Raw genomic sequence first — 26,651 nt, 5'->3', positions numbered from 1 at the left:
CGGATAGAATTTTTTATGACCGGATAGCCCGACTTTATGACCGGATAGAATTTTTTATGACCGGATAGCCCAATTTTATGACCGTTCACCATTTTTCTATATTTTTAAGGTTTTAAAACTTTGAAAGAAGTAGCCAATGAGAAATCATCTGGCTACTTCTTATTTTGGAGCAGAAAATGCAGCTTTTTATAGAGAGATTTCTTATTTATGACCGTTCGCGGAGATTTATGACCGGATAGAAATTTTTATGACCGGATAGAATTTTTTATGACCGGATAGCCCAATTTTATGACCGTTCACCATTTTTCTATATCTTTAAGGTTTTAAAAGTTTGAAAGAAGTAGCCAATGAGAAATCATCTGGCTACTTCTTATTTTGGAGCAGAAAATGCAGCTTTTTATAGATAGATTTCTTATTTATGACCGTTCGCGGAAATTTATGACCGGATAGCTCGACTTTATGACCGGATAGAATTTTTTATGACCGGATAGCCCAATTTTATGACCGTTCACCATTTTTAAGGTTTTGAATGAGAAGTAGCCAGCGAGAAAGTGGCCACTTCTTTCTGATTAACAGTCCTATTAACGTCATGTCATTATATAGAATTATAAGATACTATAAAATTATATATTTCAGAAAAGTCAATTAAAGGGAGGGTTAAAAATGAACGAGGGTGCAAAAATTGGGGTTGCTAGTAACACTAAGGTCGGTAGAAAGAGTATTTTTAGTTATTTGGGTCCGGCATTAATTACCTCTGCGTTAGTTTTAGGGCCGGGGAGTGTGACTTTGTCCTCGAAGATTGGGGCTATTTATGGCTCGCAGCTCGTATGGACATTAGTTTTAGCGGTTGTGTTGATGATGGTGTACACGGAGATGAGTACGCGGATTGGAATTGCTGCAAAGGCTAGCTTCATAGGGGTTATGAAGGAAAAATGGGGGTTTTGGTCAGGGCTGCTTATTGGGATTGGCGCATTTTTGGTAACGGCTTCGTTCCAGGCGGGGAATGCGATTGGAACTGGTCTTGCTATTTCCACGGTGACTAATATGAAGCCGACTGTTTGGATCATCGTATTTACGCTTATTTCTATTGGGCTATTGTTTGCGAAGCAGTTCTATCAAATACTTGAGAAGCTTATGCTTGTTTTGGTAGTTGTGATGCTATTGGCATTCCTTATTACAGTCATTTTAGTGAAGCCATCGATCGTTGACATTTTTCAAGGGTTTATTCCTGTGATTCCTGATGGAAGTATGGGATTGATTATTGCCTTATTTGCAACAAGTTTTTCCATAGTTGGTGCATTGTATCAATCGTACTTGGTTAAAGAAAAGGGTTGGACGCTTACAGACGCAGCCAGCGGAAAGAAGGAGTCTTTCTTAGGTATTTTCCTGCTTGGATTTATTTCTTTTTTAATCATGATTACAGCTGCCACTATCTTAAAACCACAGGGCCTAGTCGTGGATAATGCAACGGAAATGGGCTTGGCATTAGAGCCTTTATTCGGTAGCTGGTCAACTTTCGTATTTATGCTTGGGCTGTTTGGTGCTTCGTTTTCCTCGCTTATGGGAAATGCGACGATTGGCGGTTCGTTGCTGGCAGATGGATTTGGGCTAGGAAGTAACCTTTCTAATATGAAAGTAAAGCTTCTCATTATTTTAGTGATTTTGTTTGGTTCGGTTATTGGAATTGTATTTGGTTCCGCACCGCTCAATTTAATCGTCTTTGCTCAGGCGGTGACGATCTTTGTTGTTCCGTTTATCGCAATCGCAATTTTAGTTGTGGCGAATGACAAGCGAGTGATGGGCGAGTTGAAAAACAAATGGCTAAGCAATGTATTAGGAATCATTGGTTTGCTTGTGTTGATTTATCTTGCATATAACAACGTACAAAATATCTTTTTTACTTAATAGAATGGAGGACAATATGAAAACAGTAGAAGAATTAGAGAACCTGATGACGCAGCCATCTGCTGCATTGATAGATGACTTAGTGAAGCTAGAAGGAAATATTATGGTTTTGGGTATCGGCGGGAAGATGGGCCCGACGCTTGCGATAATGGCAAAGCGAGCGATTGATGCGGCAGGCTTGGATAAGAAGGTGATTGGGGTTTCCAGATTTTCGAATGGCACGCTGAAAGATGAGCTAGAGTCCGCAGGTGTTGAAACGATTGCCTGTGATTTGTTAGATGAGGAGGAGCTAAAAAAGTTACCGGTAGAAAAAAATGTCATTTATATGGCTGGGAATAAATTCGGGACGACTGGTAACGAGCATTTCACATGGGCGATGAATACGTATTTACCAGGTAGAGTAGCAGAACATTTTAAAGGCTCAAATATTGTGGCATTCTCTACGGGAAATGTTTATCCATTAGTTCCTGTTTATGCAAGCGGTTGCGATGAGAATCATCCTGTGGCTCCAGTCGGTGAATACGGTCAATCGTCCTTAGGGAGAGAGCGCGTGTTTACTTATTTCTCACAAAGAGACAATACACCACTTGCTATATTCCGATTGAATTATGCAATTGATATGCGCTACGGGGTTTTATTGGAAATTGCCAAGTCCGTCTTTAATGAAACACCGCTTGACCTTTCCATGGGGCATGTCAATGTGATCTGGCAGGGAGATGCAAATGAGTATGCGATTCGTTCACTTCTTCATGCGAGCTCGCCTCCGTCAATCATCAATGTGACAGGTCCAGAGACGCTTTCAGTTCGCTGGCTGGCAAAAGAGTTTGGGCGCTTGTTCGATAAGAACCCTGTGTTTGTTGGGGAGGAGCAAGAAAATGCATTACTCAACAATGCGAGTAAAGCTCATCAGCTATTTGGTTATCCACGCGTTTCTATTAGAGAAATGATTGAATGGATAGCTGACTGGGTGGCTAATGATGGAGAGACCATTAATAAGCCGACCCACTTCCAGGAGAGGAAGGGTGAATTTTAAATGGCACTAACTGACGAGCTGAAGCAGCATTTACACGATGGAGCTTTCATACCTGCTCATCCACTGGCAATCACACAGGATAAACAGCTAGATGAAGAGGCTCAGCGCCGATTAACTCGATATTATATCGAGGCAGGTGTTGGAGGAGTGGCGGTTGGTGTCCATACGACGCAATTTGAAATTCGTGATCCACAATTTAATTTGTATGAAACGGTATTGAAGCTTGCGATGGAGGAAATCGAAAAGGCAAAAATTGATCGACCATTCCTCAAAATTGCAGGAGCTTGTGGGAAAACAGAGCAGGCAATAGAAGAGGCAAATACTGCTAAAAATCTTGGCTATGATATGGTATTATTAAGTAACGGCGGATTAAATGAATATTCAGAAAATGAATTGATTGAGCGCACAATGTCAGTGTCAGATATCATCCCAGTTTTCGGATTTTATCTGCAGCCAGCTGTAGGAGGACGTGTATTTAGCTACGATTTTTGGGAGCAGTTCGCAGCTATCGACAATGTGTTCGGTATTAAGATGGCACCATTTGACCGTTATTTGACGTTAGATGTTATTCGTGCGGTAAACGCCTCTCCTAGAAGAGATGAAATTGCACTGTACACAGGTAATGACGACAATATAGTGACTGACCTATTTACAGAGTATGAAGCAGAAGTGAATGGTCAGAAAGCATCGAAACAAATTGTCGGTGGCTTGCTCGGTCATTGGTCTGTCTGGACACATAAGGCAGTAGAGCTTTTTGAACAAATAAAAGAAGCGAGAGCAAATGAACAAATTGATAAAAAGTGGTTCTCCATCGCTCAACAAGTGACGGATGCTAATGCAGCATTCTTTGATTCTAAGCATGATTTTAAGGGGAGCATTGCTGGCATCAATGAAGTGCTCAGAAGACAGGGGCTTATGAAGGGAAATTGGTGCCTGATGGACCATGAAGTGCTAAGTGATGGGCAGCTAGAGGAAATAGACCGTGTTTATGCTGCTTATCCAGAGCTGAATGATGATTCTTTTGTAAAAGAGTTTTTGGAAAAGGAAAGCGCAGTGCCTAGACTCTCTTGAAATATATGTCTAGGTAAGGAAGAGGATATCGCAGGAAAAGAAACAGCATTCTACAGACACATCAAAAGGTGTGTCTTTCTTCTATTCCAAGGGGGTGGGTTTTGTGGAAACTAGTATTAGAGTAGGTGTTATAGGGCCACAGTGGATTCGAGAAACAATGGTGAGATGCTTTGGACTTTTTCCGAATATCCAACCGATTTTTAGTTTATCGGATGAAATAGTAGATGCTAGGCAATTAACAACGGAGCTTATCGATCATGTAGATTGTTTGTTTTATTCGGGAAGAATTCCATATTTAGTTTCGAAGGATGAAATCCCTATAGAGGTTCCAGCTTTTTATATACCTTTGAAGGGAGCAGGACTTTATCAAGCACTTTATAAGCTGAAGAGCAAAAAGAGTCTATCGAATATTAGTCTAGATGGTATTCAGAACAATTACATGGAAATAGTGAAAAATAATTTAGAAGAAACGTTTACCTATCAAAGCTTTCAAGAAATCGTCTATATGGAAAACAAAGAAGATGTAGTAACCTTCCATGAAAAGAATGTGTTGGACAACCCCGATACAGTAGTGATTACTAGCTTAAAGCTAGTAAGTGAACAGCTGACAAGTATGAATATTGTAAATGAGTGGCTGAAGCCAACAGATCAGGATATTATTGTGGCAATCGAGCGAATGCTGCTTGCGACCAATCAACGAAAGCAAAAGGAAATGCAAATTATTATAGGTAGGATCTTTATAGAAAGTTCCGGGGATGTCCATGAATTTATGACGGAGCAGCAGGTACATAAACGAAGTCATGCTATTCACCGTATGCTGCTTCAATTTGCAGAGCAAATAAACGGGTATCTCGTTGCACTCAGCAGCAGTGAGTATATATTCGTTACCAATCGAGGCATTTTTGAAAGAATTACAGAGGGTTACAAATACTTGCCAATTGTCGATGAGATGAAGAAAAAGCTAGAGGTATCTCTATCAATTGGTGTAGGTTTTGGCTTCTCAGCTTTAGAGGCTGGCTCGCATGCCAGGGTTGCTCTCATTCAGGCACAGGAAAACGGAGGGGGCTGCTGCTTCATCGTCCGTGAAGATCGCAGTGTTTTCGGTCCAATTGATTTAATCGTACCAATGAAATACCCACTCACAGTGACCGATCAGTTACTGATCAGTAAAGCAGAATTTGTTGGCATGAGTGCTGCAAATATAGAAAAAACGATGGCTGTTATCAAGCGAAAACAAAAGAATGAATTCACAGCACATGAATTAGCAACTATCCTTAGCATCACACCAAGAAGTGCACATCGAATCATTCAATCCTGGTTAGACGCTGAGCTGATCAAAATCATAGGGATGGAGAAAATTTCAAGGCGAGGCAGACCGAGACAGGTATTTGCAATTATTATGAACGAGGAATAGGAGGAGCTCTATGAAAATAGGATTAATAGGTCTAGACACCTCTCACAGTGAAATATTCACGAGATTATTAAATGACCTGGACGATACGTACCACGTGAAAGGTGCTAAAATCACCCATGCCATTCCGACCTTCTCAGAGGATTTACCAATCAGCTCCAACAGATTCCCTGATTACTACCAAATTGTTATAAAAAAATACGGAGTAGCAGAGGTAGAGACAGTCGAGGAAATAATGAATGAAGTAGACGCAATCATAATTGGAACAGTTGACGGAAGAAACCATCTGGACTGGTTCAAACAGGTTGTGACCTATCGTAAGCCAGTTTTCATCGATAAGCCAGTCGTCATGAGCAGTGAGGAAATGGCTGAGGTCATGGGCCTGAGTAAAAAAAATGGAACACCGGTCATGAGCTCATCCGCTTTACGTTTTTCTGAATCAGTCATGGCTGTTAATAGGAAAGGGAATTGGAGTAGCGGCTATTTCTACGGTCCTACCCCAATGCAGGAGCAAATGCCCGGCTACTTTTGGTATGGCATTCATTTAGTAGAAATGGCTGTCACGCTTTTTGGAACAGGTGTTGAAAAAGTACAGGTCGAGTACAAGTACGATTGTCATCAGGTTCATCTGACATATAAGGATGGTCGACATCTCTTAATTCGCGGAGAATCAGAATGGCATGGCCGATTCGGAGCGGTACTTCATTCTGCAGACGATGTTCAGACGTTAAAGCTTTGGGAAGAAGAGAAACCCTTTTACGCAGGACTCGTTGAGCATATTGTAGAATTTTTTGAAACTGGGAAGGGGGCAGTTTCTTTAGAAGAAACAGCTGCGATTGTTAGGATTATTGAAGAGATTAATAAGGGGTTATAAGAGGGGGGTACCATTGAGCTAGGGCTTGAATGGTACTATTTTTATGGGGCTGAGACGTTATAGCTTCCAAACAAAAAGCCCTATGCCTTCAACTGGCACAGGGATTAACTCAAAGCAGTTTACTCCACAATCTTCCCATCAAAAGCAGCTTGATAGATCGCAGAAATTTCTTCATGTCCTAGCTCCATCGGACTTCGAGCTAATATACGCTTCTGTTTCAATGCATCCTCAGTTAAACTTTCCAAGGCACTGTCTGGAATGTCGAAGCCTTGTAAGTTAGAAGGGATTCCAACATCTTCTACTAATCTTTTTAACTCAGCGACACATTTATAGGATGCTTCCTCCTGTGATAGATTAGCAGAGCTGAAGCCCATTACATCGTATATGTCCTTCATGCGTTTTTCGCAGCTTTTACGTATGTATCCCATGACGTAAGGGAGAAGCACAGCATTGGAATCTCCGTGTGCGATATGGAACTGCCCGCCAAGCGGGTAAGCGAGTGCATGTACTCCAGCAACTCCTGCATTGAAGAAGGCAAGGCCAGCTAAATAGCTGCCGTAGCTCATATCTGTACGAGCTTGTTTATCATCACCATTCGATACAGCAGTGCGAATAGAATTGCTGATCAACCGAATTGCCTGTAGCGCTAATGCATCCGACACAGGACTTGCATTCTTAGAGATATACGCCTCAACGGCATGTGTCAGTGCATCTACTCCCGTTGCAGCAGTTACCTTCGGAGGCAAGGAAATTGTTAATGCTGGATCTACAATTGCCACGTCCGCCAATAAATAATCATGCGTCACCACGTCTTTTGTAGTTTCCAAGGACAACACCGAGATGTTTGTAACCTCTGATCCAGTACCAGAAGTGGTAGGGATTAAAATAGTTGGTAAACCTTTATGGGTAATATGCTTCGTTCCAGTTAGGTTCAAATAATCTGCCACATTACCATCATGAGAAGCTAGCACTCCTGCAAGCTTGGATAAATCCAAAGCACTACCACCACCGACGCCAATTACCATATCAAAGGCATGTTCACGTGTATAGGAAACAAGTTTTTCGCCGATTGCTAGAGGTGGCTCTGGCACTACATCTGTATATATTTGAACGTTGTAGCCAGCATTCTCTAGTGGCTCCGAGACTTTATTAGTCAATCTGATATCCTTTAAAAAAGGGTCTGTGACGATTAATATTTTCTTCACTTCAAAGCGTTTCACTTCAGCTAGAAGATGGGAAAGTGAATCCCATCCTGTATAGCTGATTGGTGTAAACGTAATTTTTTCTGACATATTGCACACTCCTTACTGATTATTCCATACAACAAGCTTTGTTTCAGTCATTTCATGGATTGCATATTTTATGCCTTCCTTGCCAGTTCCGCTGTCCTTCACACCACCATATGGCATTTGGTCTACACGATAGGTAGGAATGTCATTAATCATTACGCCGCCAACCTCTAAAAGCTTCGAGGCTTTAAATGCAGTTTGAATATCGTTAGTAAAAATCCCAGCCTGTAGTCCGAAGTCCGAGTGGTTGATGGCTTCAATTCCCTCTTCAATAGAAGATATGCGACTCACCCCAACAATCGGTGCGAAAACCTCCTGACAGGAAACCTTTGAGATAGCATTTACATTTTTTAAAATAGTAGGCTGAAACACATCGTTTTCAATCTTACCGCCAGTGATGATTTCAGCACCATGCTCTACAGCTTCCTCGACCCATTCCAAAGCTCGCTCCGATTCGCTAGCAGCAATCATTGCAGAAATGTCAGTCGACTCATCGAATGGACTACCGACAACAAGCTTCTTCGTCATCTCACTAAATTGGTCGATAAACTCATCGAAAATCTCATCCATTACATACGTACGTTGTAACGAAATACAAACCTGCCCCTGGTTAGAGAAGGCACCCATCACACATTTCGGTACAATTTTAGATAAATCTACATTTTTATCGATGATTAAACCTGCGTTAGACCCAAGCTCAAGCGCCACCTTTTTTAAGCCTGCCTTATTACGAATGCCCTTACCTACTGCAGGACTACCAGTGAAAGTAATCATCTTCACCTTGTCGCTTTCAACTAAAGCATCGCCAACCTCGCGACCGCTACCAGTCACTACATTAAAAGCACCTTTTGGAAGTGCCGTTTGCTCGATCAATTCTGCTAAAAATAAAGCAGAAAGAGGAGTCTGTGAAGCAGGCTTCAATACAATCGTATTTCCTGCTGCAATAGCAGGTCCGACTTTATGTGCTACTAGATTTTGTGGGAAGTTAAAGGGAGTAATTGCTCCGATTACACCGATAGGCTCCTCGATTGTATAGCCAAATCGATCAGCGCCATTTTTTGCAGCATCCATCGGAATCATTTCTCCAGTTAAACGCTTAGCTTCCTCTGCAGCAAATTTATACGTTTCAATCGTCCGATCGATTTCTCCATACGCATATTTCAAAGGCTTTGAAGCCTCTAAGGAAATAATCTTTGCAGCTTCCTCACGATGAATTATAAATAGCTGTGTAATCTGTTCCAAAATAGCAGAGCGTTCGAATGCTGTTAAAGCAGCCATTTTCTCACGTGCACCGTACGCCACTTCAATTGCTTCATCCACTTCCTCACGAGTTGCCTGAGGTATTTTCGCTATAAGCTCTTTCGTATGAGGGGAGTACAGCTCCGCATATTTCTCTGAAGATTTCCATTCACCATTTACAAAATATTTTCTTTCCATTTGAATCATCCTTTCGTTGTGTGAGAGCCATACAAAGCTCTGGGTAACAATATATTACCACTTGCTCGTCTTAATTTCTTATGATAGGACTGATAGCAACTTTATATGATGAATTTTATCCTGTCTGGGATTGTACAAATTTTAATTAAAGATTTACAATGTTTACGTATTCATAACTTCATAAAAAGAAATGTATACGCATTCATTTTACTATAAAATAAAAACAAACTCTTTAAGTTTGTTTTACTTTTTGAGATGTGGTGCTTCTTGGAAATATCTTAACAGGTTCTGTTATTTTAACGCAACTATTATTTTTGTTTTCAATCATATCTATTAGTTTTTGTATTGCTAGGTGACCCAAATTCCTACCTGAAATGCTGCCTACCGTAGTGAGTTGAATAGAACCATGAGAGCTAAGATCTACATTGTCAATTCCAATGATGCTAACATCCTTTGGCACCTCTAAGCCCATACTAATAGCATTATCCATTACATTAAGAGCGAGAGAATCACTGCCAGCACAAATTGCAGAAGGAGGATTTTTTAGGTTCATCAATTGGTGGAAGGATGCCGAAATATCGGTACTTGTTGTATCAGTGTTAAATATATATTCTGGTTTTAAGCCAATTCGCTCATCTTTTAATGCTTGACTGAATCCTTGGAAACGATGATAGAAGGTGCTAAAATTTTGTGGGCCTCCAACCCAGGCGATTAGTTCATGTCCTTGGTCAATCATATGTTTTGCAGACAAATAACCAGCCTCATAATTATCAATTTCTACAAAGTACTCATTGTTTTGATGCTTGCGATTATAGGTGATAAAGGGAACATTCATCCGCTTCAATTTTTCAAAAATAGGATCGTCATTTAAAATACAGGAGAGAATGATTCCATCCACCTTATGTTCCAAAGCAATCGTATATGCGTCATTTAGTTTATGATCGTTTACAAACTGTACTTGAATTCGATAATCCATCTGACTTGCATAATTGACAATAGCGGTCGTAGTATCCACAAAAAATGGATTATGCAATGGACCAGATAATAGAGCGATCGTTCTGGATTTGTTTTGAACTAAAGAACGTGCCTGAGCATTTGGAATGTAATTTAAATCGTTGATTGCTCTCTGAACTTTTTCAAGTGTTGGCTTCTTAACTAAATCAGGAGTATTAAGGACACGAGAAACCGTAGCCTGCGATACTCCTGCTAGTTTAGCCACATCTTTAGATGATACCAATGGGATTACCTCCAAATAGAATATTTTCTTATTCTGAGTAAATTATACAATCATTATCTACTTTTCTCACTATTTTATCTTAAAATCCATTAGACAGAGATTTGAAAAAATATAAAATGGTTGGTAGGAATTTTTTTAAGTTTACGATGATATAATATAAAAATTCAGAATATGTTGACAACAGACAAAAGAGAAAGTATATTTATTCGTGCAAACGTAAAAGTAAAAATGTAAACGTATTCATTTATTAAAAATAACATAGAAAGGACCAAAAGTGATAGGTAAAATTTTAGATTAAACTGTTTTTACTTGGTGGATGTTTAAAGTAAGACTGCGTTTTTAGTAGCAAGAAAATTAAAAAGAAGGTGATATAGTGAGCGAACTAGTTAAAGTTACTGTAAGTGACAAAGTTGCCATCATAACTATTGATAACCCTCCTGTAAATGTATTAAGCAGTAAGGTAGCACAGGGGTTGTTAGAGACATTTAGACGGATGGAGGAAGATAAAGATATAAGGGCCATTGTATTAACTGGGGCAGGACAAAAGGCATTTATGGCAGGGGCAGATATTAAAGAATTTCCTACTTGGCTTGGTCGAAATGACATGGTGGAGCATGTCGAACTGAATCATCAAGTCTTTCAATATATTGAGAGATTGGTGAAGCCTACCATTGCTATGCTGAACGGTCTCACGTTGGGGGGAGGCTGTGAACTAGCGTTAAGCTGCGACTTTAGAATAGCAGAGGAGCATGTGAAGATTGGTTTACCAGAGATTAATCTAGGGATTTTACCCGGTGGAGGAGGAACTCAAAGATTACCAAAGCTAATAGGAATTTCGAAAGCGAAAGAGTTAATGTTCTTTGGAGATAGCATTAGTGCTGATGAAGCATTATCAATAGGCTTAGTGAATAAGGTGACAACATCAGGAACTGGTATGGCAGTTGCATTGGAATGGGCAACGAAGCTTGCAGAGAAATCGTTAAACTCTATTAAAAATATAAAAGAATCTATGGAGTGTGGCTATGAAATTTCTTTTGCTGCGGGAATCCAAAAGGAAACCGAACTTTTTTGTAAAACTTTTCATCATGTTGACGCCTATGAAGGAATAAATGCTTTTATAGAAAAGAGAAAGCCAGTCTTTAAGAATTAAAAAATTGGATTAGGATAGGGAGATGTAGGATGAGTGTATTTATGTTGTTGATTGGTTTAGCGATTCTAATCTATATGACCGTAAAGGGTATAAATATAATTATCAGTGCGGTTACAGCAAGTGCATTTGTTGCATTAACTTCTGGACAAGACATTATTGAAGCTATGACAGGTACGTATATGCAGGGCTTTACTGGTTACTTTGCTACGTACTTTTTATTGTTCCTGCTAGGGGCAATTTTTGGAAAGGTTATGGCAGAAACAGGAGCTGCAGAGGCCATTGCTGAATGGGTTATGAAAATTATTGGACCTAAAGGTGCTGTCATGGCAGTCGTGTTAGCCTGTGCCATCATGACCTATGGAGGGGTATCTTTATTTGTAGTAGGCTTTGCTGTTTATCCGCTTGCAGTTTCTTTGTTTAGAAATGCAAATTTACCAAGAAGATTTATACCAGCGGCATTAGTTTTCGGTTCTGTTACTTTTACAATGTTCTTGCCTGGATCACCTGAAATTCAAAACATTATGCCAACAGAATTTTTTGGAACAACCCCTTATTCAGGTTTTTGGATTGGTATGATTGCATCTGCATTTAACTTTATATTAGGCACTTTTTTCCTTCATTTACTGATTAGAAATGCAGTTAAAAGAGGAGAAAAATTTGAAAAATATGACTCAGATATTGAGACCGACGAAGAAAATAAAAAGAAATTACCCCATATCGTGGTTGCATTGTTACCGATAATTGTAGTAGTAGGTGGAATGGTTACGTATTCACAATTATTTAATGCCAATACTGCTGCCATTTTAGCACTTTTAGGTGCGATTATCGTTGCATGTCTGACTATGTTCAAATTCATCACTGGCTTTTGGGATGTTTTAGGAAAAGGCTCCAACGATGCAATAGTAGCTATCTGTAATACAAGTGCTGTTATCGCATTCGGTAAGGTCGCAGCTTTGACTACAGGATTCACACAAATTGTTGAAACCGTATTAGAAATCCCTGGTCCACCACTGTTAAGTATGGCAATTTGTATCAATCTTATAGCTGGATTAACAGGTTCCGCATCTGGTGGTTTAGGAATTTCACTTCCTATTTTAGCTCCAATTTATTTAAATATGGGCGTAGATCCAGGTGCATTACACAGAGTATCCGTAATGTCATCTGATGGCTTGGCATCGTTACCACACAACGGTTATATTGTTACGACTATTCGTAATATCAGTCATGAAACCTTTAAACGGGCATATCCTGCGGTAGCTCTGATGGCCGTAGTGCTCACAATGTGTGCAACTGCATTAGCTGTAATCTTATTTACTATTTTCACATAAATGCTAGTTTACTAACAAAATGAGGTGACCTGATGGAAAAAGTATATATAGTATCTGCACAAAGAACAGCTGTAGGAAGATTTGGGGGAAGTTTAAAACAATTTAGCTCTTCAGAATTATGCGCAGAAGTGATAAAAGCAATGGTCAAGGATTTGAAAGTCCCATTAGAGAAAATAGATGAAATCATTATTGGCAATGTTTATCAAGCTGGAGGGAAAGCCAACCCGGCGAGGCAAGCTGCCTTAAAGGGTGGCTTGCCTACTTCCATTCCAGCAATGACTATCAACAAGCAATGTGCCTCTGGTATGCGTTCTGTTTCCTTAGCCTATCAGCAAATAAAGGCCGGAGATGGGAATCTAATCATTGCCGGTGGAACAGAAAGTATGAGCAATGTTCCTTATATATCGAAGGAGAGTAGATGGGGAAAGAAATTAGGGGCCATTCAGCTAGAAGATAGTTTGCTACATGATGGATTAGTTTGCTCAAGTGAAAACTATCATATGGGAGTAACTGCCGAAAATGTGGCGGAACAATATAATATTTCTCGTCAACAACAGGATGAGTATGCTTTACGTAGTCAAACAAAAGCAGCTAAGGCCATTGCTAATGGTGTATTTGAAAAGGAAATTGTACCAATTGTAACAAAAAAAGAAGAATTCAAAGTGGATGAACATCCACGGGCTACAACAATAGATGCATTACAGAATCTATCAGCTGCCTTTAAGGAAGATGGGACTGTCACAGCAGGAAATGCATCTGGGTTAAATGATGGTGCCTCTGTGATACTTATTGCTTCGGAGAGATTGGTTATAGAATATGGGTTAACTCCTTTAGCAGAGATAATTTCTGTTGCTTCTGCTGGGGTAGACCCAAGGGTGATGGGAATTGGACCAGTTCCAGCAACAAGGCTTGCACTAGAAAAAGCAGGCATGGAAATAGAGGATATAGATCTTATCGAGCTAAATGAAGCTTTCGCAGCACAAGCACTTGCTGTGATAGAGGAACTAAATATTAACGAAAGTATTGTCAATGTAAATGGCGGCGCCATAGCACTAGGACATCCAGTAGGAAGCTCGGGATCTAGAATTATAGTTTCATTAGTACATGAATTAATCAGAAGTAACAAAAAATATGGTCTGGCAACATTATGTATCGGTGGTGGTCAGGGTGCATCGGTAATAGTAAAAAACGTCCAATTCCAAGATTAATATATAGAAATGAGGCGAAGCAACATGGAAAAGAAAGTAATGATAGTGGGGGCAGGTCTGATGGGTAGTGGAATTGCCCAGATTTTTGCATTAGCAGGTTTGCCAGTAGTATTAACAGACCGCTCAGAGGAAGATTTAACAAGAGGGAAAAATTTTATAAATAAAAGCATTCAATCAATGTTAAAAAGAGAAAAGTATACCCCTACGGATGAACAAAGAATTAATGATTCTATACTTTTTTCAACTAATATTCAAGATGGAAAAGATGTGGATTTAGTTATTGAAGCAGTTCCTGAAAGATTAGACTTAAAGCAACAGGTGTTTAGGCAACTCGATGAGATCGTTCAACCTAATGCTATATTAGCAAGCAACACGTCATCATTATCCATTGCGGCAATTGGTTCTGTAACAAATCGCCCAGAAAAAGTAGTAGGTATGCATTTTTTTAGCCCAGTACCAATTATGAAACTATTAGAAATTATTACCTCAATAGAAACTTCAGAAGATACCCTTGTAAGGGTGAGGGAATACGGAAACCTTATCAATAAAGAAACGGTCATTGCTCAGGATTATCCTGGATTCATCGTCAATCGAATTTTACTACCAATGATGAATGAGGCATCATTTCTAGTAATGGAGGGTACAGATCCGGAGGAGGTAGATCGAGGTCTGAAGTTAGGGGCAAACCATCCTATCGGACCTTTACGCTTGGCAGATGAATGTGGATTAGACACAACACTGTATGCACTGGAAAGCCTGTATGAGGGCTTCGGAGATTCCAAGTATCGTCCATGTCCATTACTCAAGAGAATGGTGGAAGCCGGAAAGCTCGGGAAGAAATCAGGTAAAGGTTTTTATGACTATAACTAGATGGAAAAACAAACAGGTCAACTAAAAATAACAGAAAACCATCTTTTACTCCCTATGATTTGGGAAGGAAATTTAAATATTCATTCCAATATGCCTTTAATGGAAAATTCTCGTTTCAAAAGTGTTATTTTACATGGTGACACAATCTTTACTCTAGCAATATCATTGATAGAAAAGCAGGAAATCCCTTTTACTAAAATTCATGAATTTACTAGTTACTATAAAAAAAGTATCACAGTGGGTGACGAAATTTATGTAGTTTACAGACTAAGAGGCGAAGTATTAAGGTTCTCTGTGTATAAAAAAGAAGATGAGCTAGTCATGGAAGGATCTTTAATCTATTTCTGTGAAGAAAGGATGTTAGAGATTTGAATTTTATTAATCAAGTCAAAACACCTATTCATCGAACTATATACAAAACAGATGTAGAACTTTTTCAAATGATGCTAAACGAGCAAAAATCAAATCTAAAATATTATATAGACAACCGTCAGCTTGTGATGGTCGCGATTGGAATTTTAAACAGGACATTCAACTTGGAAGATTATCTAGTAGCAGTTGTAGGACAAAATTGGAGATTTAGAAAAGGCGTAAAAGTTGGAGAAACTATCTCAGTAGATTATCAAATTTGTGAAAATAATACCCTCACTAAAAAAAGTTGTATCTATGATATTCATATCGAGGTTCTTGCAGATGATCATCCAGTGGCAGAAGGAATCTGGTCGATTATGTTGAACAGTAAATTATAGGAAGGGAGATATTGTAATGTATCAAACAATTGTAGAACCACGAGTTTCTGAAACGGATGGCGTAGGGCATATTAATAACACCACAGTACCTGTCTGGCTTGAAGGTGGTAGAAACAAACTTTTCTCTTTGTTCATGCCAGACCTTAGCTTTAGTAATTGGAAAATGATTATCCTAAAAACAACTGTAGAGTACAAGGCACAAATCTACTTTGGTACTAGCGTAGAAATAAAATGCTGGGTAAAACGCATCGGCAACACTAGTCTAGAACTATATGAAGAAATATGGCAAGGAAATAAGCTAACTGTTCAAGCAAATACGATATACGTTAACTATAATGTCCAAGAGAACAAAAGTGAGATTATCCCCGATCATATAAGAGAAGAACTGGAGAGGCATTTGTATATTGAACAATAGATTAAAGGAGGGATCAAATGGGAACGAAAGTTATATATAAAGTGGAAAATAATATTGCGAGAATTACACTTAATCGCCCGGAAGCCTTGAATGCATTAGATAATGATATGGTTGCAGATCTTATTCATTATCTAAATCAAACTAAAAAAGATGATGAAGTGCGTGTCATTATAATAGAGGGGTTGGGAAAGGCATTTTGTGCAGGGGATGACCTAGTTGATATGGGAACAGAAAAAAATCCAAATCCTACGGACAAATTAACAGAGTACTCGGATGGATATCCTGCAGTAGTTTTAGCTATGAAAAACTTAGAGAAGCCGATTATAGTGAAGGCACATAAATACGCATTAGGAGCCGGTTTTGAAATTGCGTTGGCAGCAGACTTTATCATTGCTTCGAATGAGACTAAGTTTGGACTGCCTTTCGTTTTAAGAGGGATATCTGCAGGTACATATCTTTTGCAAAAACGTATAGGATATCATCGAGCTGCACGTTATCTCTTTTTAGGAGAAATGTTCGGAACAAATGAGGCAAGTGAGTGGGGACTACTGTATAAGCAAGTGGAACAAGATAAACTGGAGGAAGTGGTTGAGGACTTGGCAATTCATTTAACTAGTAGTGCTACAAGAGCAATTGGCCTAATGAAAAAGGCAATGCACAATAGCGATGGGATGACGATAGAAAATGCATTCCAAGTACAGACTTATTCAACACTAGCCTCTTATTATACAGTCGATTATGCAGAGGGCAAGCAGGCCTTTATTGAAAAACGTTCTTCAAATTTTAAAGGAAAGTGAGGGATTATTATGCATTTAGCTCTACAAAATAAGCCAATCCATTCGTATATTGAACAGCATGCTCAAACAACTCCTGAGAAAACAGCGATTAACTTTTATGGAAGGCAAATATCATATGGGGAACTCTGGGGTTCGATTAAACGTGTAGCAAGCTTTCTGACTGACAAGGGTATTCAAAAAGGGGATACCGTCGCTCTTTTCCTTCAAAATTGTCCGCAGTACGTGATTGCTTTTTTTGCTATTCAAAAAATAGGGGCAATAGTAGGACCATGTAATCCCATGTTCAAAGAGTGGGAGCTAAAATATCAGCTTAATGACTTGGAAGCCAAAGCTATATTTACTACTCCGGATTTATATGAAGTTTTTCAAAAAATAGAGAGTGAAACGAAAGTAGAAAGTAAAATAGTAACAAACTATAAGGATTATTTGCCAGAAAACCCTTACCCGGCATTTCCAGAAAAAGTGCTCGAAAACCGATGGGAGGACACCTATGACTGGATGACAATATTGCAAAATGACCAGTACAGCAATGATATTAATACAAACATTAATATGGCAGAAGATGTTAGTCTGATCATTTATACATCTGGTACTACCGGTTCTCCAAAGGGAGCAATGCTTACATTTCAAAACTCAGAATTCCAAGCAGCTTGTGTAGCCAAGAACTTTGGATTCACTAAAGAAGATACCTATATTAGTGTTATGCCAATCTTTCATATAGCAGGGAAATTGGTCGGTCTACTAAGTGCAATGGAAGTAGGAGCGTCAGTTGTGCTGCTTACACGCTTCGATCCAAAGGGAATGCTCCAGGCATTCCAGCAATATAATGCTACGGTATTATATACGACTACCCCTATGAACATACAAATGATGAGAGAACCTTCTATCCAAAATATTGATTTTAGTAAACTTAAAATAGATATAGTAACTAGCTTTGGTGTTCAATTGTCTCAAGAGATATCAGATGAATGGAAATCTATAACTGGTAAGCCGCTAATGGAATTTGCTTATGGCATGAGTGAAACTCATACTGGCAATACGATGACTCCACCAGGTGACATTCGATATGGCTCAGTTGGAAAGCCTACATTTGATACTGACGTGAAAGTGGTAGATTTTGAAAATTATCATTTAGAAATGGCCATTGGGGAACAAGGAATGATTCTTGTAAAGGGACCAAGTGTCTTCAAAGGCTATAAAGGAAGAAACGAGGAGACACAAAAATCTTTTTTCCACGATTACTTTGTAACAGGTGATATTGGGAAGTTTGATGAAGACGGTTTTCTCTATTTTCTTGGAAGAGTAAAAGAAATGATAAAATGCTCCGGCTACAGTGTATATCCAGAGGAAGTAGAAAAAATGCTTTCACAACATGAAAAAATTAACCAAGTAGCAGTAATTGGCATTCCCGATCCAATAAGAGGAGAGTCAGTCAAGGCCTTTGTTGTCCTAGAAGAAGGATCAATCGCAACAGAAAATGAAATTATTGAATGGGCAAAAGAAAGAATGTCTGCCTACAAATATCCACGAGAAGTAGAATTTATAGAGGAACTTCCAAAAACAAGCTCTGGCAAAATATTGAGGCGAATGTTAAAAAAGGAAACAGTTTAACCTTATTAGAGAGCTGGGTATGATAAAAAACTCTTTATCTTTAATTAGGTAGAGAGTTTTTTAATAACTGGAGTAAAGGGCGTGTAGAAAATATTAAAGGACCATAGTTAGGCCCTGGTTTTATGCATGTTATGATATTGATGATGGTACTTTGGCTGCTTTATTGTAGTTATCAAATTTTTATTTACTTAATATGGCCTTGCTTATTTATTAACTGCCCCACATGAACCATCCTGCCACCGGCTATAACCTTTGGAGCAACAAATGCAGTATTAATCTTGTTTAAGCTATTTTTATCTAAAGCTAAAAGTGTATTTGTCACTTATTTTTCCTGCAACCCTAAAAAGTACTTGTGGAACGACACATCATTGAAAGCTGAACCCCATCCAAACGCTCTAGCTGGTTTCGGTGTTTGTTTAATTATTAATCTTAGAAAAAACTATTATAGGAATATGCATTCTATTAAATACAATAATAGGATTATTTGTATTGTCTTAGAATCATTCATGATATAATGTCTGCATTGTTGGAATTTTGAAATGAGTTTCTAAATCTTAGTGACCATTGCAAGTGCTAAAAAAGACTGTGCCGTATAACTGGCTTTCACGATAACCTGTGGGCTGGTTACGACAATCCCGGGCTAGTTTACGACAATCCAAGCCTAGTTTACGACAATAGGTCGCTACTTTACTACAATCAAGCGTTACTTTACGACAATCGGCATCCTGCTCCACTCCGCGAGCAAGATTTACGACAATCCCGGCTCAGTTTACGACAATAGGTCGCTAGTTTACTACAATCCAGCGTTACTTTACGACAATCGGCATCCTGCTCCACTCTACGAGCAAGATTTACGACAATCCCGGCTCAGTTTACGACAATAGGTCGCTAGTTTACTACAATCAAGCGGTACTTTACGACAATCGGCATCCTGCTCCACTCCACGAGCAAGATTTACGACAATCCAGGGCTAGTTTACGACAATCCAGGGCTAGTTTACGACAATAGGTCGCTAGTTTACTACAATCCAGCATTACTTTACGACAATCGCCATCCTGCTCCACTCCGCGAGCAAGATTTATGACAATCCCTCGACCGCTCTATATATTTAGCGAGCTATTGGAGTCTTTTAGCCATTTGAATTGCGAGAGAGATATTTCATGGAACACCAGTTAACTATACAAGGTTGGAACAAAACTCTCTGCCTTAACTGAGGTAGAGAGTTTTTTTTGAAAGGGTATGGTCTTAAACGACTCTAATTTCTTAGAAGCATGTAGCGATTCAGCTAACAAATCACAATCCCAATAACAGGAGGACAAACATGGTACACATTCTTTACATAGAAGATGAAGTGGATATAGGAAACTGGGTGAGAAAGGATTTAACAGAAAGAGGGTATGAGGTGACATGGCTGAAATCTGGACAGGATGCTGAAAAGTATATTTCAAGTGTGGATATGGCAATTTTGGATGTGATGATTCCAGGGTTAGATGGCTTTTCAATTGGGAGGCGTATTAAAAAGGAAAAGGGAGACCTGCCTATTTTAATGCTCTCTGCGAGGACTGCGGTGGAGGATAAAATAGAGGGGCTAAATTTTGCAGATGATTATTTAACAAAACCGTTTCATCCAGATGAGCTTGCAGCTCGTGTAGAAGTATTGCTACGGAGATACCAAAAGAATGACGATATATTAAAGCTTCAGCATCTGATGATCTATACAAAGGACATGAGAATAGTAGACGGTGAAAAAGATGAGGAAATCCAATTAACCGGCAAGCAATATCATCTTTTGCAGTACTTCGTTCGTCATTTGAATCAAATATTAACAAAGGAACAGCTGTATGAGGGAGTGTGGGGAGAGCGTTATATCGAAGGAGATAAGACGTTGATGGTTCATATTCGTTATTTACGAGAGAGAATTGAAAGGGACCCAGCAAAACCATCAATTATTGAAACCATTCGCGGAATTGGGTATAGGGTAAAAATATGAAGAGGTTTTTCCGGTCCTTACTAGCGAAGTATATGTTTCTGATTCTATTAGCAATGTCTATTGTTCAAGTTTCCTATTTAATTATTGCTTTATTTGTATTTGGTGTTTCTAGTAACACGCAGGGTGACACTTTAAACAACCATACTATAGAGGAAGGTGACGTAGAGGAAAAATGGCATCAAGAAGCAAATGGTATGCAAGTTGTGACTTCTGAAACAATAGAAGAGCATTTTACTAAGTGGAAGCAGCAACATCCAAAAGCATCAATGTTCTGGGTGGATGGTCAAGGGACGCTCGCTAATCAAGTGAACGTAAAGGAGCAGTTGCCTGCCGAGTGGTCGGCAGTATATACAGCAAAATTTATAAAACAGCACTATGGAGGGGACCCATTTACAGTTATTGCGTTTGTTGGACAAGATGAAATGAATGGTTTCATTGTACTGGAGATGCCTAGGTCAGAGTTTGATCCACCTCTTAAAAATATTTATGATGAATATGGACTTATTTTTGTATCTGGTGTTATTTTTATTATTTTTCTGTTTTTATTAGTATCCTTTTTATTCTTTAGGAGTATTAGAAAACGGTTATTGCAATTGCAAGAGGCAATGGAAATACGGGATGTGGACGGGCTACCGATTGAGATTACGGTGAAAAAGAAGGACGAAATTGGACAGCTTGAAAAAACGTTCAATCAAATGGTATTTGAGCTAAGGGAAAGCAAACAGAGCGAGCAGAAAGAGGAACAGCTACGTCGAGAGCTAATCGCTAATCTTTCTCATGATCTTCGTACACCTTTAACAAAGGTAAGGGCTCAAACTTATTCCATTGCTAAAGAAGATTTATCGGAGGAAGGTCAAAAAGCGATAGAATCCTTGGAAGCCTCTGTTGTAAATATTGACAGACTGATTGAAAACTTGATGTCATACACGTTACTAATGGCTAGTAAATATAAATTTGAAACAAAGGATATTGATGTTATTCGTTATGTACGTGAATGTTTAGCTTTATGGTACCCTGTCTTTGAAAAGGAAGAGTTTAAATTTGAAGTCAATTTGACTCCGTTCGAACAAAATAAGTGGAAAATCGACCCTATTTGGTTAGGAAGTATAATAGATAATTTATTGCAAAACGTGCTTCGCCATGCAAAAAGCGGAGGATATATTTGTGTTAAAACCGAATCTACAAATCTATACGATGCTATTGTAATTTCAGACAAAGGAAACGGGATGAAAAATGAATCCGATGAAGCAGGTGCAGGAATAGGCTTGTCTATTGTTGATATGATGGTAAAGGGTATGAAGCTAGATTGGGATATTGAGTCAAGTGAAGCGGGAACAACCATTAAATTAAAGAAATACAAATAATGGTGTATTTGAAGGGGCATCCTTTCAAATACACTTTTTTTAAACAAAATTTAAACTTGCCCCTTACCTAGTTTTAATATTCTATCTCTAAGATAGAAAATGAGGTGAGGGAAATGGAATATGTAGTGCATACAAACAATTTATCCAAACGTTTTGGTAAGGAAAATGCCGTAGTAGGATTGGATATGAAAATACGTAAAGGAGAAATATACGGATTTTTAGGACCTAATGGAGCAGGAAAGACAACAACCATCCGAATGCTTTTAGGTTTGATGAAATCAACATCCGGTACGATTCAAATCTTTGAAAAGGATTTAAAAAGAGAAAGAATAGACATTTTAAAAAGAGTGGGCTCCCTAGTAGAGAATCCATCCTACTATCCCCATTTAACTGCTTATGAAAATTTAGAGGCATTAAGAAAGATTTTAGGTGTTCCAAAAACAAGAATTCACGAGGTGTTAGAAATTGTTCGGTTATCCGAAGTAGCGAATAAAAAGGTAAAAGGATTTTCACTAGGAATGAAACAACGATTAGGGATTGCAGCTTCCCTATTAAACAATCCGGAGTTACTAATCTTAGATGAGCCGACCAACGGGCTAGACCCATCCGGCATTATTGAGATTCGTAATCTAATTAAACAGTTACCCGCCGAAACAGGTATGACCATCTTGATCTCCAGTCACTTATTATCGGAAATCGATCAAATGGCGACAACAGTCGGAATAGTTACGAAAGGAAAAATGATTTACCAGGATTCCATCGAAGCTTTGCGCAAGTACGCACAGCAGAAGATTCTATTAAAGGTTAGTGATAGTGAGCAAGCGTGGCGCTCATTATTAGGAAATGGAATAAAAGCTGAGTGGCAGGATGGCATCATTTTATTGTCGGAACATTCAAATGAAGGAGTGGCAAAAGCAGTCTTTACGCTCGTTCAAGGGGGCTATTCAATTTACCGTGTAGAAGAGGAAAAAAGATCACTGGAAGATACTTTCCTTCAAATGACTACAGAGGAGAAGGTAGTATGATTGGGAAACTTTTACTGGCGGATTTTTTGAAAATAAAACGTAAAGGATTATGGTTTCTAGCGTTTTTAGGCCCTTTCGGAGTTATTGCCTTGCAGATGGTTAACTATGGAGTCAGAAAAGATTACTTATTACAGCAGAGTGAGGATGATTGGGGATATTATTTTATGAATGTACATTCTTTTACCCCTCTTGCACTTGTATTAGGAATTGCCATATTAACTTCTTTTATAGCGAGTATAGAAAATGAAACAAATGCTTGGAAGCAACTGATTTCGTTGCCTGTTTCCAAAATGGGTGTGTATTTATCGAAATTTACTGTACTTGCAAGCTTACTATTTGTGTCTTCTCTTTTACTATTAGTATTTTCACTTTGTTATGGAGTTTTACTAAATTTAGGAAATGATATTCCTTACTTGGAGTTATTGAAATATAGCTTCTATCCTTATTTTGCAGCCTTGCCAATACTTGCGTTGCAACTCTGGATTGCATCCGTGAGCCAAAACCAAGGGATTCCGATTACGACCGGGGTCTTAGGTGTGATTTTTGCCTTTTCCGCTTTTGTTTTACCTGATTGGATGATATGGAAGTGGCCATCTTTAATGAACGAATGGGATGAGCCGTTGATCAATGTGCTGCTTGGGATTGGAGTAGGTATTGTATTGTATATCGTTGGAATGCTCGACTTTATGAGAAGGGATGTGAAATAAATGATCTCAATTCTACAATCAGAATGGTTTAAGTTTCGACATTCAAAGATTATGTTCATAATATTTACCGTACCAATTATAGGTATTTTTCTTGGATTAACAAGCAGGTTTTCCAATGAAGATATGGAGATTAATGAATGGTATTTATCATTACTGTCCATGAATTTATCCTATGCTTTACTATTTTTACCCTTGATAACAGGAGTTTTAGCAAGTGCCATTTGCAGATATGAACATCAGGCAGGTGGCTGGAAACAGCTTCTAGCATTACCTGTAACGCGGGGAAGAGTATTTACGGCGAAGTATTTATTGTTGATGCTGCTTGTATTGGTTGTACAAATATTATTTTTTGCTGCTCTATACATAGTAGGGATGGTAAAAGGCTTCACCGATCCTTTCCCAATGGGGATAGTGTGGAAATGTTTGGTTGGGGGATGGGTAGCGACATTGCCATTAGTTGCTCTGCAGTTATGGATGTCTATACTATTCAAGAGCTTTGCAGCGCCTTTTGCTGTTAACGTTATCCTGACATTGCCTACAATACTTGTTGTAAACTCAGAGCGTTTAGGTTCTTTCTATCCTTGGGCACAGCCTTTTTTGATGATGTATATCGGTGGTGAGACTGGCGATACATTTTTCGTTCCTTGGGATCAGTTATTAACCGTTGTAGGCGGAAGCTTTATATTATTTTTTGTCGGTGGATATTTATATTTTCAAAGGAAAGCAATTTAAGAAGGAAGTTTAAGGGGATGATGAAAATTAATAATAAGAGTTTTATATTATGTTTGGTAATTTTTATTTCTGTTTTATTGATCGGGTGCAATGGCGAAGCAGTTGACGATGCAGAATCATACATTACCCAAGTGGAGGATATTGACATCCCAGATAATGTGAAGTTAATCGGCTTAGGGGAGGCAACACATGGGAACATTGAATTTCAAAAACTGAAAAAAGATGTATTTGAGGTGTTAATAAAAAATGAAAATGTCCGTGTATTTGTCTTAGAGGGTGATTTCGGAGGTGGACAGCAAATAAATCAATTCATTTTAAATGGAAATGGCACAGCTGAAGAGGCAGTAAACACGCTAGACTATAGTATTTATAAAACGGAGCAAATGGTCAATCTTGTACAATGGATGCATGATTATAACGCGACAGCGAGCGAGGAAGAGAAGGTTTATTTTTATGGTAATGACATGCAACGCTATGACTATAGTAAAAAAGGCGTGCTCGAATACTACAAAGCCGTAAACCCAGATTTGTTCAAAAATTATGACTCAAAGTTGGAGATCGTCACCAATGAGAAAATGCGTGAGTTAACGAAGGAGCAATTGCACGATATCAATGAAACAGTTGAAAATATCATTTTAGACTTACAATCAAATAAAGCAGCTTATGTAGAACAATCTTCCGAGGAATCCCATGTCTTTGCCCTACAAAATGCGCAAATTTTGAAGCAGCGTACGCAATTGTTTTTGAATGAAGGAGAATACACGCAGCTTCGCGATCAATATTTAACGGACAACTTACAATGGATTATTGATTATGAAGCAGCACGAGGAAACGAAAAAGTATTTATCAATGGTCATAATGGACATATTGAAAAAACATCAGCATCTTTAGCTGGCTATAAGTCGATGGGAAATTATTTAGATGAACGATACGGTGAAGAGTATTTTGCAATAGGTAGCGACTTTATCAAAAGTAAGTTTCAATCGAAAAATGGTAGTGGGGAACGAAAGAATTTTACAGTGAAGAATCACAATGATTTAGTGGATGCCTTCAGTGAGGTGGAATCAAATACTTTCTTTGTGGATTTTGAAAATGCGAGTGAGTCAGATGAGTTATCGGATATAATTTCTTCGGAGCAAAAGATGGCTAATATCGGGGATGACTTTCGTATGTGGTACAAGTTTTTAAAGATGTTTTATACGATTGAAATGACACCGAATGAAGCATATGACGGTATGATTATCGTAAAGGAAGCAACACCGACTAGTGTAAAAGAATAAAAAATAAACGAATCCATTTTGATATTTAGTTATCTAAATGGATTCGTTTTGTTTTTTATAACATATTGGAATATGGGAGTGTATAAGCTATGACTAGGACTTGTTTTTGTTATTAAAACTGAGCTCATTTCAAAATAGCACTTTACTAATAAAATACGAACATTTATCTCTTTGTTGAATGCCACGGAAAGCGTCCGCTGAGAGTGGAAATTTGTGATTTTTCATTCATGTTTTCAATATTAGTAGGATAAATTTCAGCACTTAACTCGGCATTTCGTAATATGCAATAGCATCATTGAAAAGGTAGCATATTTATTATACGCGACGGTCGAAAGTGTAAAACAATCTTTATTCAACGACAACTGAGAAAGCATAGTTTCCGTCTCCTTGCTTCCAATCAGCTGTTATATAGTAGACATATACTCCTTTTTCCTTTGGAGCTACGATTGAATTATCTTTCATTTGAATAGCATTTACATTTTCTTCATCGATCCATTGCTCCACTATTAATGATTCATCGATGGGGTCTTTTCTAAAATCAATTTTAATTTCTTCTCCTGGAGAAACAGATGTGGGCGTATGTTTTTTTGCCATATCTAACGGACTGGTATAAACCATATCAACACACTTGGCTGATATCGGTCCGTTCCAACAATAAGAACCCTGTGTGGTAGAAATTTTTGTTTTTCCAACTGTTACAGTTGGAGAAGGAGGCTCTGAACGAAAAGGCTCAAAAACAAAAAATCCAATAATAATTAGACCGATGATACTTACTGTTAAAATCCTTCTAATGATTATCACCCCTTTATCTACAATAGACGTAGAGATTCGGAATGTGTTACATAAAATGGTAGAACTATATTTTTATCGAAGGTTTAGTGCGTGTTATAAAACTCTTCACCTTATATACACCCCATAGCGCAAAAGTTACGGTTAAGGCGGAAATAGTATATTGTAGGTAGCCCGCCAATTCTAAACCATTTGTTGTTGAGTAAGAATTTGGATTATAAAGCAGTGTTAAAATAACTCCCTGTATTAAATCAGCTACTCCAACTGAGATAAGTACAATGATGAAAATACTAATTATTTTTTTCATTATTCTTCCTCCTATCTATCATACTTACTGATTTTACACGTAAAAAGTTTCAACATTATTCCTGATCGCGCA

At 38.4% G+C, this 26,651-nt stretch carries 26 protein-coding genes; 20 read left to right on the top strand and 6 right to left on the bottom strand.

The window, feature by feature from the left end; translation table 11 throughout:
* Positions 1–663 precede the first annotated feature (663 nt).
* The 5 genes from H9650_RS04080 to H9650_RS04060 all read left to right on the top strand — a co-directional run bounded on the left by H9650_RS04080 (position 664) and on the right by H9650_RS04060 (position 6,294).
* Positions 664–1,905 (top strand): Nramp family divalent metal transporter, encoded by a 1,242-nt coding sequence (locus tag H9650_RS04080; protein WP_191696626.1) that lies wholly within the window; start codon positions 664–666, stop codon positions 1,903–1,905.
* Positions 1,906–1,921: 16 nt separating this feature from the next.
* Positions 1,922–2,938 (top strand): NAD-dependent epimerase/dehydratase family protein, encoded by a 1,017-nt coding sequence (locus H9650_RS04075; protein WP_191696625.1) that lies wholly within the window; start codon positions 1,922–1,924, stop codon positions 2,936–2,938.
* Complete coding sequence (locus tag H9650_RS04070) at positions 2,939–4,009, top strand: dihydrodipicolinate synthase family protein (protein WP_191696624.1); 1,071 nt, start codon at positions 2,939–2,941, stop codon at positions 4,007–4,009.
* Between the two features lie 103 nt (positions 4,010–4,112).
* Complete coding sequence (locus H9650_RS04065) at positions 4,113–5,423, top strand: GGDEF domain-containing protein (RefSeq protein ID WP_151111234.1); 1,311 nt, start codon at positions 4,113–4,115, stop codon at positions 5,421–5,423.
* 10 nt (positions 5,424–5,433) lie between these two features.
* Positions 5,434–6,294: a Gfo/Idh/MocA family oxidoreductase gene (locus H9650_RS04060; RefSeq protein WP_154311415.1), complete on the top strand. Its 861-nt coding sequence runs from the start codon at positions 5,434–5,436 to the stop codon at positions 6,292–6,294.
* Between the two features lie 119 nt (positions 6,295–6,413).
* Here H9650_RS04060 and H9650_RS04055 read toward each other — a convergent pair whose 3' ends face one another.
* From H9650_RS04055 to H9650_RS04045, 3 genes are all read right to left on the bottom strand, one after another.
* Positions 6,414–7,586, bottom strand: a complete 1,173-nt coding sequence (locus H9650_RS04055) for an iron-containing alcohol dehydrogenase (protein WP_191696623.1) — start codon at positions 7,584–7,586, stop codon at positions 6,414–6,416.
* A 12-nt stretch (positions 7,587–7,598) separates the two neighbouring features.
* Entirely contained in the window at positions 7,599–9,020 is a 1,422-nt protein-coding gene (locus H9650_RS04050) for an aldehyde dehydrogenase family protein (RefSeq protein ID WP_154311413.1), read from the bottom strand.
* A gap of 232 nt (positions 9,021–9,252) precedes the next feature.
* Positions 9,253–10,257, bottom strand: coding sequence for a LacI family DNA-binding transcriptional regulator (locus H9650_RS04045; RefSeq protein WP_144540412.1), 1,005 nt, complete (start codon positions 10,255–10,257; stop codon positions 9,253–9,255).
* A gap of 373 nt (positions 10,258–10,630) precedes the next feature.
* Between H9650_RS04045 and H9650_RS04040 the strand changes: the two genes are divergently transcribed.
* The 9 genes from H9650_RS04040 to H9650_RS04000 are packed head-to-tail and all read left to right on the top strand — an operon-like array spanning position 10,631 to position 18,385.
* Positions 10,631–11,407 carry an enoyl-CoA hydratase/isomerase family protein gene (locus H9650_RS04040; RefSeq protein ID WP_313955914.1) on the top strand — a complete coding sequence of 259 codons (777 nt, stop codon included), beginning with the start codon at positions 10,631–10,633 and terminating at the stop codon, positions 11,405–11,407.
* A gap of 29 nt (positions 11,408–11,436) precedes the next feature.
* Positions 11,437–12,735, top strand: a complete 1,299-nt coding sequence (locus tag H9650_RS04035; protein ID WP_144540408.1) for a GntP family permease — start codon at positions 11,437–11,439, stop codon at positions 12,733–12,735.
* A 32-nt stretch (positions 12,736–12,767) separates the two neighbouring features.
* Entirely contained in the window at positions 12,768–13,943 is a 1,176-nt protein-coding gene (locus H9650_RS04030; protein ID WP_144540406.1) for a thiolase family protein, read from the top strand.
* A 24-nt stretch (positions 13,944–13,967) separates the two neighbouring features.
* Positions 13,968–14,813: a 3-hydroxyacyl-CoA dehydrogenase family protein gene (locus H9650_RS04025; RefSeq protein ID WP_144540404.1), complete on the top strand. Its 846-nt coding sequence runs from the start codon at positions 13,968–13,970 to the stop codon at positions 14,811–14,813.
* Entirely contained in the window at positions 14,814–15,185 is a 372-nt protein-coding gene (locus H9650_RS04020; RefSeq protein ID WP_144540402.1) for a hypothetical protein, read from the top strand.
* Complete coding sequence (locus tag H9650_RS04015) at positions 15,182–15,562, top strand: hotdog family protein (RefSeq protein WP_144540400.1); 381 nt, start codon at positions 15,182–15,184, stop codon at positions 15,560–15,562. The genes H9650_RS04020 and H9650_RS04015 overlap by 4 nt, the downstream gene beginning before the upstream one ends.
* Before the next feature lie 16 nt (positions 15,563–15,578).
* Positions 15,579–15,977 (top strand): acyl-CoA thioesterase, encoded by a 399-nt coding sequence (locus tag H9650_RS04010; RefSeq protein WP_144540398.1) that lies wholly within the window; start codon positions 15,579–15,581, stop codon positions 15,975–15,977.
* 17 nt (positions 15,978–15,994) lie between these two features.
* Positions 15,995–16,774, top strand: coding sequence for an enoyl-CoA hydratase/isomerase family protein (locus tag H9650_RS04005; protein ID WP_144540396.1), 780 nt, complete (start codon positions 15,995–15,997; stop codon positions 16,772–16,774).
* Positions 16,775–16,783: 9 nt separating this feature from the next.
* Complete coding sequence (locus H9650_RS04000; RefSeq protein ID WP_154311411.1) at positions 16,784–18,385, top strand: class I adenylate-forming enzyme family protein; 1,602 nt, start codon at positions 16,784–16,786, stop codon at positions 18,383–18,385.
* 184 nt (positions 18,386–18,569) lie between these two features.
* Here the strand turns inward: H9650_RS04000 and H9650_RS03995 are convergent, their stop codons facing one another.
* Complete coding sequence (locus H9650_RS03995; RefSeq protein WP_191696622.1) at positions 18,570–18,707, bottom strand: hypothetical protein; 138 nt, start codon at positions 18,705–18,707, stop codon at positions 18,570–18,572.
* A 999-nt stretch (positions 18,708–19,706) separates the two neighbouring features.
* Between H9650_RS03995 and H9650_RS03990 the strand changes: the two genes are divergently transcribed.
* The 6 genes from H9650_RS03990 (at position 19,707) to H9650_RS03965 (ending at position 25,483) form a co-directional block, all read left to right on the top strand.
* Positions 19,707–20,375 carry a response regulator transcription factor gene (locus H9650_RS03990; protein WP_191696621.1) on the top strand — a complete coding sequence of 223 codons (669 nt, stop codon included), beginning with the start codon at positions 19,707–19,709 and terminating at the stop codon, positions 20,373–20,375.
* Entirely contained in the window at positions 20,372–21,739 is a 1,368-nt protein-coding gene (locus tag H9650_RS03985) for a sensor histidine kinase (RefSeq protein ID WP_191696620.1), read from the top strand. The genes H9650_RS03990 and H9650_RS03985 overlap by 4 nt, the downstream gene beginning before the upstream one ends.
* 113 nt (positions 21,740–21,852) lie before the next feature.
* A complete protein-coding gene (locus tag H9650_RS03980; RefSeq protein WP_191696619.1) occupies positions 21,853–22,764 on the top strand; it encodes an ABC transporter ATP-binding protein in 912 nt (303 codons plus the stop codon).
* Positions 22,761–23,471, top strand: a complete 711-nt coding sequence (locus tag H9650_RS03975) for an ABC transporter permease (RefSeq protein ID WP_151111208.1) — start codon at positions 22,761–22,763, stop codon at positions 23,469–23,471. Before H9650_RS03980 ends, H9650_RS03975 begins: the two co-directional genes overlap by 4 nt.
* Positions 23,472–24,203 carry an ABC transporter permease gene (locus tag H9650_RS03970; protein ID WP_191696618.1) on the top strand — a complete coding sequence of 244 codons (732 nt, stop codon included), beginning with the start codon at positions 23,472–23,474 and terminating at the stop codon, positions 24,201–24,203.
* 17 nt (positions 24,204–24,220) lie between these two features.
* A complete protein-coding gene (locus tag H9650_RS03965) occupies positions 24,221–25,483 on the top strand; it encodes an erythromycin esterase family protein (RefSeq protein ID WP_225215887.1) in 1,263 nt (420 codons plus the stop codon).
* Positions 25,484–25,831: 348 nt separating this feature from the next.
* On the opposite strand, the gene H9650_RS03960 is transcribed toward H9650_RS03965, so the two are convergent.
* Positions 25,832–26,284 (bottom strand): hypothetical protein, encoded by a 453-nt coding sequence (locus H9650_RS03960; protein WP_144540382.1) that lies wholly within the window; start codon positions 26,282–26,284, stop codon positions 25,832–25,834.
* Between the two features lie 55 nt (positions 26,285–26,339).
* Complete coding sequence (locus H9650_RS03955) at positions 26,340–26,579, bottom strand: hypothetical protein (protein WP_191696617.1); 240 nt, start codon at positions 26,577–26,579, stop codon at positions 26,340–26,342.
* Positions 26,580–26,651 lie beyond the last annotated feature (72 nt).

Source organism: Psychrobacillus faecigallinarum, assembly GCF_014836595.1.
Taxonomy (GTDB): Bacteria; Bacillota; Bacilli; order Bacillales_A; family Planococcaceae; genus Psychrobacillus; species Psychrobacillus faecigallinarum.
The sequence above is the reverse complement of the archived record's forward strand: the minus strand, read 5'-3'. Positions and strand labels throughout refer to the sequence as shown.